Below are 6,382 nucleotides of genomic sequence, written 5' to 3' on the forward strand. Positions count from 1 at the left end.
CTCAAATCCTCAGTTTATAACTGGACAAAGCACCACTGAAAAATCAAAAGGAGGCAGATGGAGATATGGAAAAGAAGCGCGCTCTGATCACCGGCATCACCGGCCAGGATGGCTCTTACCTGGCGGAGTTCTTGCTGGAGAAGGGATATGAAGTGATCGGGATGGTTCGCCGCACCAGCACCATCAACTTTGAGCGGATCCGTCACATCCAGGACCGCATCACGCTGGTCCAGGGAGACCTGCTGGATCAGTCCTCTCTGATCGACATCCTGCGGGAACACCGGCCCCATGAGGTCTACAATCTGGCCGCCCAATCCTTCGTGCCGACCTCTTTCAGGCAGCCGGTCCTCACCGGGGAATTCACCGCCCTCGGCGTTACCCGCTTGCTGGAGGCCATTCGTCTGGTCGACCCCACGACCCGCTTCTACCAGGCCTCCAGCAGCGAGATGTTCGGGAAGGTGAGGGAAATCCCCCAGAACGAGAACACCCCCTTCCATCCCCGCAGCCCATACGGGGTGGCCAAAGTATATGCCCACTGGATCACAGTGAATTACCGGGAGAGCTACGGGATGTTTGCCGTCTCCGGGATCTGCTTCAACCACGAGAGCCCGCGCCGCGGGCTGGAGTTCGTCACCCGCAAGATCACTTACACCGCGGCGAAGATCCGGCTGGGCCTGGCGCACGAGCTCCGCCTGGGGAACCTGGAAGCCCGCCGGGACTGGGGATATGCGCCGGATTATGTGCGGGCGATGTGGCTGATGCTGCAACAGGATGAACCGGAGGATTACGTGATCGCCACGGGGGAGACCCATTCCGTGCGCGAGTTCGTGGAGGTGGCGTTCGACTACCTGGGCCTGGACTGGAGGAAATATGTGGTGGTGGATCCTGCCCTCTATCGCCCGGCGGATGTGGACCTTCTGGTGGGCGATGCCACCAAGGCGCGGACCCAACTCGGGTGGGCGCCTTCAGTGACCTTCGAGCAGCTGGTGAAAATCATGGTGGACGCGGATCTGGAGCTGGTAAAACAGGAATACGGGATCCGGGAGGGGTGAAATGGCGGACATCCGCTTCGGCACTGACGGATGGCGCGGCCGCATCGCCGACGACTACACCTTTGCGAACGTCCGGCGGTGCGCGCAGGGCTTCGCCCAGTGGCTGCTGGATACCGGCCAGGCCGAAGGGGGGGTGGTGATCGGCTACGATCATCGCTTCGCTTCCGAGCACTTCGCGGAGGCCTGCGCGGAGGTCCTGGCCGGCAACGGCATCCGGGTTTATCTGTGCGACCGGGCCATGCCGACGCCGGTGATCAGCTACGGCGTGATCGCCCGCGGCGCGGCGGGAGCCATCAACATCACCGCCAGCCATAACCCGCCAACGGACAACGGCTTCAAGGTCCGCAACCGCTTCGGGGGTGCGGTAGACCCCCAGGGCCTGCAGGAGATCGAGGCCCGCATCCCACCGGATGAGAGCAGGGTGAAGCGGATGCCCTTAGCGGAAGCCCAGGCCGCAGGGCTGGTAGAGATCTTCGATCCGGCCCCCGCTTACATCGAACATCTCCAGACGCTGGTCGATCTGGAAACGCTTCGCCAGGCGGATCTCACCATTGTGGTCGATCCGATGTGGGGCAACGGCGCGGGCTGGCTGCGGCGGCTGCTCTCCCCCGGGCGCCTTCGCATCGTGGAGATCCACGGCGAGCGCAACCCCATCTTCCCCCGCATGAAGCGCCCGGAGCCCATCCCCCCGAATCTGGATGACCTGCAGGAGCAGGTGCGGGCCCTGAAGGCCGACGCGGGGATCGCAACGGATGGCGACGCCGATCGGGTGGGTTTGGTGGATGAGCGAGGGGAGTTCGTGGATCAGCTGCGCGTCTACGGCCTGCTGGCTCTTTATCTCCTGGAAATCCGGGGACAGCGAGGACCCATTGTCAAAACCCTCTCCACCACCTCCATGCTGGAGAAACTGGGGGAGCGCTATGGGGTCCCGGTTTATGAGACCGGGGTGGGCTTCAAGTATGTGGCCCCGAAGATGCTGGAGACGAACGCCCTGATCGGGGGCGAGGAGAGCGGCGGCTTCGCTTTCCGGGGGCATCTGCCGGAACGGGATGGCATCCTGGCCGGCCTGTATCTGTTGGACTTCATGGTTCGAACGGGGAAGCGGCCCTCGGAGCTGATCGAAGCGCTCTTCCGCCAGGTCGGGCCACATTATTACTCGCGCATCGACGTGGAGTTCCCGCCGGAGCGCCGCGGGGAAACCCGGGCCCGTCTGGACCAGGCACAACCGGAGCAGCTGGCCGGGCTCCGGGTGGTCCGGATAGACCATAGCGATGGCTACAAGTTCTACCTGGAGGATGGCGGCTGGCTGCTGATCCGGTTCTCAGGCACTGAGCCCCTGTTGCGGATCTACACGGAGACCACCGCGCCGGAGCGGGTGCCGCACCTGCTCGCCGCGGGCCGGACGCTGGCGGGCCTGGAGTGAGGGTCAGGATGGCGCTCATCGATACCCATTGTCATCTGGATGATCCCGCCTTTGATGAAGACCGGGATGAAGTGCTGGCCCGGGCGCGCGAGGCCGACGTGGAAGCTTTCGTGGTCCCCTCCATTACCCTGGAACGGATCCCGGCGGCCCTGAAACTGGCGGAGCGTTATCCGGGGATCTATGTGGCGGTGGGGATCCATCCTCACGCGGCCTCCACCTTCTCGTTCGAGGCGCTGGCGCAGCTACGGGAGTGGGCCCGGCATCCCCGGGTGGTGGCCATCGGGGAGATCGGCTTGGATTTCTATCGGGATCTGTCCCCCCGGGCATCTCAGCGGGAAGCCTTCCGGGCGCAGCTGGAACTGGCCGGCGAGCTGGGGCTGCCGGTGATCATCCACCAGCGGGAGGCTCAGGAGGCGGTGATGGAGGAGCTGGAACGCTGGGCCGCAGCCCATCTGGGCGCCCGTGGGATCCTGCATGCGTTCTCCGGGGATGCGGTGATGGCCCGGACCGCCGCCGCGTGGGGGTTCCTCCTGGGCATCGGGGGCCCCATCACGTATCCTCGCGCGGAGGCGCTTCGAGAGGCGGTGCGAGCGGTGGGGATTACTGCCCTGGTCCTGGAGACGGATGCGCCGTATCTCCCCCCTCAGCCCTATCGGGGGCGGCGGAATGAGCCTGCCCATCTCCGGATCATTGGGGAAACGGTATCCCGCATCCTGGGCCTTTCTCTGGAACATATCGCCGAGCACACGACCCGAAACGCCCGGTTGATCTTCCGGCTCCCCGAGCCTTAAAACATAACGGGCTTTACCATCCCCTCCTCACTGTCAGCTTTTAGGGGCTGGGGAGGTCATGAAAGTGGACTCGCCTATCCATAAACTCACGGGCTGTTCCATGGCACTTTGTGAAGAATGTTCGCTTTCTTGTGGCAGAACCGCAGGACTGCTTTAAAATGAATGAATGAAGGTAGTGTTTGCCTGGGGCTGATGGCACTCCCGATTTGGGGGTGGGCGAGGCCATCTTCAGTGACCTTGCCCACCCATAAGGTTAGGGCACCATGCCTCGCCCCTTTCCACGGTCCTCTATGCCTCGGAGGGGGGCCAGGGGGAAGAGGCCATGGCCACGGCATCCCCCTCAGTCGGTGGTTGAACACTGCTGGCGGGCTCCATCGGCGATTTGCCGAACGCCAGGGGCCACTTTAGGCGTCGAGTCCGATCCAAATCCTGAACCTAGGTAAACCGGGAATGCCTCTCACCGTCCAACATGGGCCCTCGTTGCAAATGATTCAGGAATGGCTCCGTGAGGATCTGGAGCGGGTCGAAGCTCGGATGCGAGAGATCCCGCTGGCCTTCGAGCCTCTGAAGACCGCGGTGGATCTTTTGCTTACAGCGGGAGGCAAGCGAATTCGCCCTCTGCTGGTCCTCCTCACCGGCCGGCTCTACCGGCCAGCGGATGAAGCGATGGTCAGTCTCGCCGCTGCCGTCGAGATGCTCCATACGGCCACCCTGGTCCATGATGACCTGATCGACGGCTCCCTGCTTCGACGAGGGGTTCCAACCCTCAACGCGGTCTGGACTCCGGCGGCGACGGTGCTCACGGGGGATTATCTCTTCGCCTATGCCGCCTCTCTGGCCGCCCGAACGGAAAACGTCCGGGTTATGGCGATTTTCGCCCGCACGCTGATGACCATCTGCGAGGGGGAGTTGCACCAGCAGTTCGGCGACCGGGCCGCGATGTTGAGCCGGGAGGATTATCTGCGGCGCATTTACGCCAAAACCGCTGCGATGTTCGAACTGGCCACCGAGGCGGCCGCGGTGCTGGCCCGTGCGCCGGAGCCCGAAGTCGAAGCCCTGCGGCAGTATGGGGTCGATCTGGGCACGGCCTTTCAGATCATGGATGATGTCCTGGACTTCGCGGGGGACATGCAGGCCATGGGCAAGCCGATCGGCAACGATCTTCGCCAGGGGCTGGCGACGCTCCCCGTGTTGTTTTACCTGGAGGAGCATCCAGAGGATCCGCTGATCCATCGGATCCTGGGAGGAAACTCCGGGGATGATGGGTTGATTGAAGAGGCCGCGCGACGGATTCGGAATTCGGAAGCCATCGCGCGTTCGATTGCGGAGGCCGAGGCTTTTGTGCGGCGGAGTCGGGCCCATCTGGAGGGCCTGCCCAACGGTCCCGCCTGGCAGGCCTTATGGTCCCTTGGAGAACACATCCTGCGCCGGGATCGATAGGTTCAACAGGCTGCCTGAATCGCGTTCCGTTTCATGGGGGGTTTCGGAGGTGGGGCGGGGGACCTCAGGGTCCCAGCCCCACCTCCGAAGGATTTTTTACGCCATGATGGACAACTTCAGGGCGTCGGATCCGATCCAAGCGCCTCGGAGGGGGAGGCGGGCCAAATCCCTCCTCCGAAACCTGCAGGAGAGCTCGGAAGTTGTTCATGGCTTTTCCTCTCCCCTTCCCACCGCCCTTTGGGCCGCGGGGCCAGTGTCCTCCGGACTGGCCCTGGTTCCTTCTATCCCCAATCCCTAACAGGACAAAGAATCCCCGGGAAATTGAGAATGGACGTCTCCGTTATCATTGTAAGCTGGAACGTCTGGGAGTGGCTTGCTCCATGTCTGGCCTCGGTGGATGAGGCGCTGGGCGCTCTGAAGGGAGAAATCATCGTGGTGGACAACGCCTCCACCGACGGGACGCCGGAGCGGGTGCGGGAGGCGTTTCCGGAAGTCCGCCTCCTGATCAATCCGGTTAACCGGGGCTTCCCAGCGGCGAACAATCAGGGGATGGCGATCGCGCGAGGCCGTTATTTTTTTCTGTTGAACCCGGACACCCGGGTTCTGGATCAGGCCCTTGAATCCCTGGTGGCCTTCGCCGATGAGCACGCCGAGGCCGGTGTGGTTGGCCCCCAGCTATTGAACCCCGATGGAACTGTTCAATCCTCCCGCCGAAGGTTCCCTACCTTCTGGACGGCGCTCTTTGAAAGCACCTGGTGGCAGCCGTATGCGCCTCCCGGGATCCTGCAGCGCTATTACGTGCTGGATCGCCCGGATGACGAGACCCAGGAGGTGGACTGGGTGACCGGGGCCGCCATGCTGGTTCGTCGGGAGGCGGTGGAGCAGGTCGGGCCGATGGATGAGGGATTCTTTATGTATGCCGAGGAGATGGATTGGTGCCGGCGGATGCGAGCGGCGGGCTGGAAGGTGTTTTACCATCCACAGGCAAAGGTGATCCATTATGGAGGGCGCAGCAGCGATCAGGTGCCGGCGGTGCAACATCTGGCCTTCCAGCGGAGCAAAATCCGCTACTTCCGGAAGCATCACGGCCCGATCGCCGCGGCCGCCCTCCGGGTTTTTCTGATCGGGCAATACCTGTGGCAGATCGGCGTGGAGGGATCGAAGGCGGCTGTTGGGCACAAACGGGCAATGCGTTGGGAGCGAATCCAGATCTACAGGCGAGTGGTGCGGGGCCTTATCATGGACAAATAAACGCTCCGAAGGCATCGTTGTTTTAGGGGTTCGGGGTGCGAGGCGGGGCCAAAGGCCCTCTGCCCTCGAGGAAGTCTTTTCTCCCCCTCCCTGCGGCCCACAGGGCCACGGGGAGGGGGAAGGGCCCTTCGATGAAGGGGGGCCTCATTGCTTTATCCAGTTATAAACTGGGGATTGGAGGAGCCGAAGCCAGTCCGGAAGGCCCATGGCCCCTCCCCCCTTTCTCCCCCCTCCCCACGGCCCTCCGGACCGTGGGGAGGGGGGAGAAAAAAATCTTTCGGGGGCGGTGCGGGGGGCAAAATGCCCCCCCCCCCCCCCCCAACAAGTTTTTTATGCCCCCAACCCACACGCCGCAGGGGCCGGGGGTGGGGGGTGAAATGGGGGGGGGGGCAAGGGCCGTACGGACATGCGTAGGCTACGCCAAA

The 6,382-nt window shown here is 63.4% G+C and carries 5 protein-coding genes; all 5 read left to right on the top strand.

The window, feature by feature from the left end; translation table 11 throughout:
* The first annotated feature begins 65 nt into the window (after positions 1–65).
* The 5 genes from gmd to NZM16_RS09165 all read left to right on the top strand — a co-directional run bounded on the left by gmd (position 66) and on the right by NZM16_RS09165 (position 5,957).
* Entirely contained in the window at positions 66–1,052 is a 987-nt protein-coding gene (gene gmd / locus NZM16_RS09145) for a GDP-mannose 4,6-dehydratase (protein ID WP_295453181.1), read from the top strand.
* 1 nt (position 1,053) lies between these two features.
* Positions 1,054–2,475: a phosphoglucomutase/phosphomannomutase family protein gene (locus NZM16_RS09150; protein ID WP_295480052.1), complete on the top strand. Its 1,422-nt coding sequence runs from the start codon at positions 1,054–1,056 to the stop codon at positions 2,473–2,475.
* A gap of 8 nt (positions 2,476–2,483) precedes the next feature.
* The gene (locus tag NZM16_RS09155) at positions 2,484–3,266 is read left to right on the top strand and encodes a TatD family hydrolase (protein WP_295480054.1); all 783 of its coding nucleotides are present in this window, start codon (positions 2,484–2,486) and stop codon (positions 3,264–3,266) included.
* Positions 3,267–3,752: 486 nt separating this feature from the next.
* Entirely contained in the window at positions 3,753–4,706 is a 954-nt protein-coding gene (locus NZM16_RS09160; protein ID WP_295480056.1) for a polyprenyl synthetase family protein, read from the top strand.
* Positions 4,707–5,033: 327 nt separating this feature from the next.
* Complete coding sequence (locus tag NZM16_RS09165) at positions 5,034–5,957, top strand: glycosyltransferase family 2 protein (protein WP_295453190.1); 924 nt, start codon at positions 5,034–5,036, stop codon at positions 5,955–5,957.
* The last annotated feature ends 425 nt before the right edge of the window (positions 5,958–6,382 follow it).

Origin of the sequence: Thermoflexus sp. (genome assembly GCF_025055495.1) — a bacterium.
GTDB lineage: Bacteria > Chloroflexota > Anaerolineae > Thermoflexales > Thermoflexaceae > Thermoflexus.

Excerpts from the sequence above, each read along its gene's own strand:
- NZM16_RS09160 (WP_295480056.1), top strand. The coding sequence starts at position 3,753 with ATGATTCAGGAATGGCTCCGTGAGGATCTGGAGCGGGTCGAAGCTCGG.
- NZM16_RS09165 (WP_295453190.1), top strand. The coding sequence starts at position 5,034 with ATGGACGTCTCCGTTATCATTGTAAGCTGGAACGTCTGGGAGTGGCTT.
- NZM16_RS09150 (WP_295480052.1), top strand. The coding sequence starts at position 1,054 with ATGGCGGACATCCGCTTCGGCACTGACGGATGGCGCGGCCGCATCGCC.
- NZM16_RS09155 (WP_295480054.1), top strand. The coding sequence starts at position 2,484 with ATGGCGCTCATCGATACCCATTGTCATCTGGATGATCCCGCCTTTGAT.
- gmd (WP_295453181.1), top strand. The coding sequence starts at position 66 with ATGGAAAAGAAGCGCGCTCTGATCACCGGCATCACCGGCCAGGATGGC.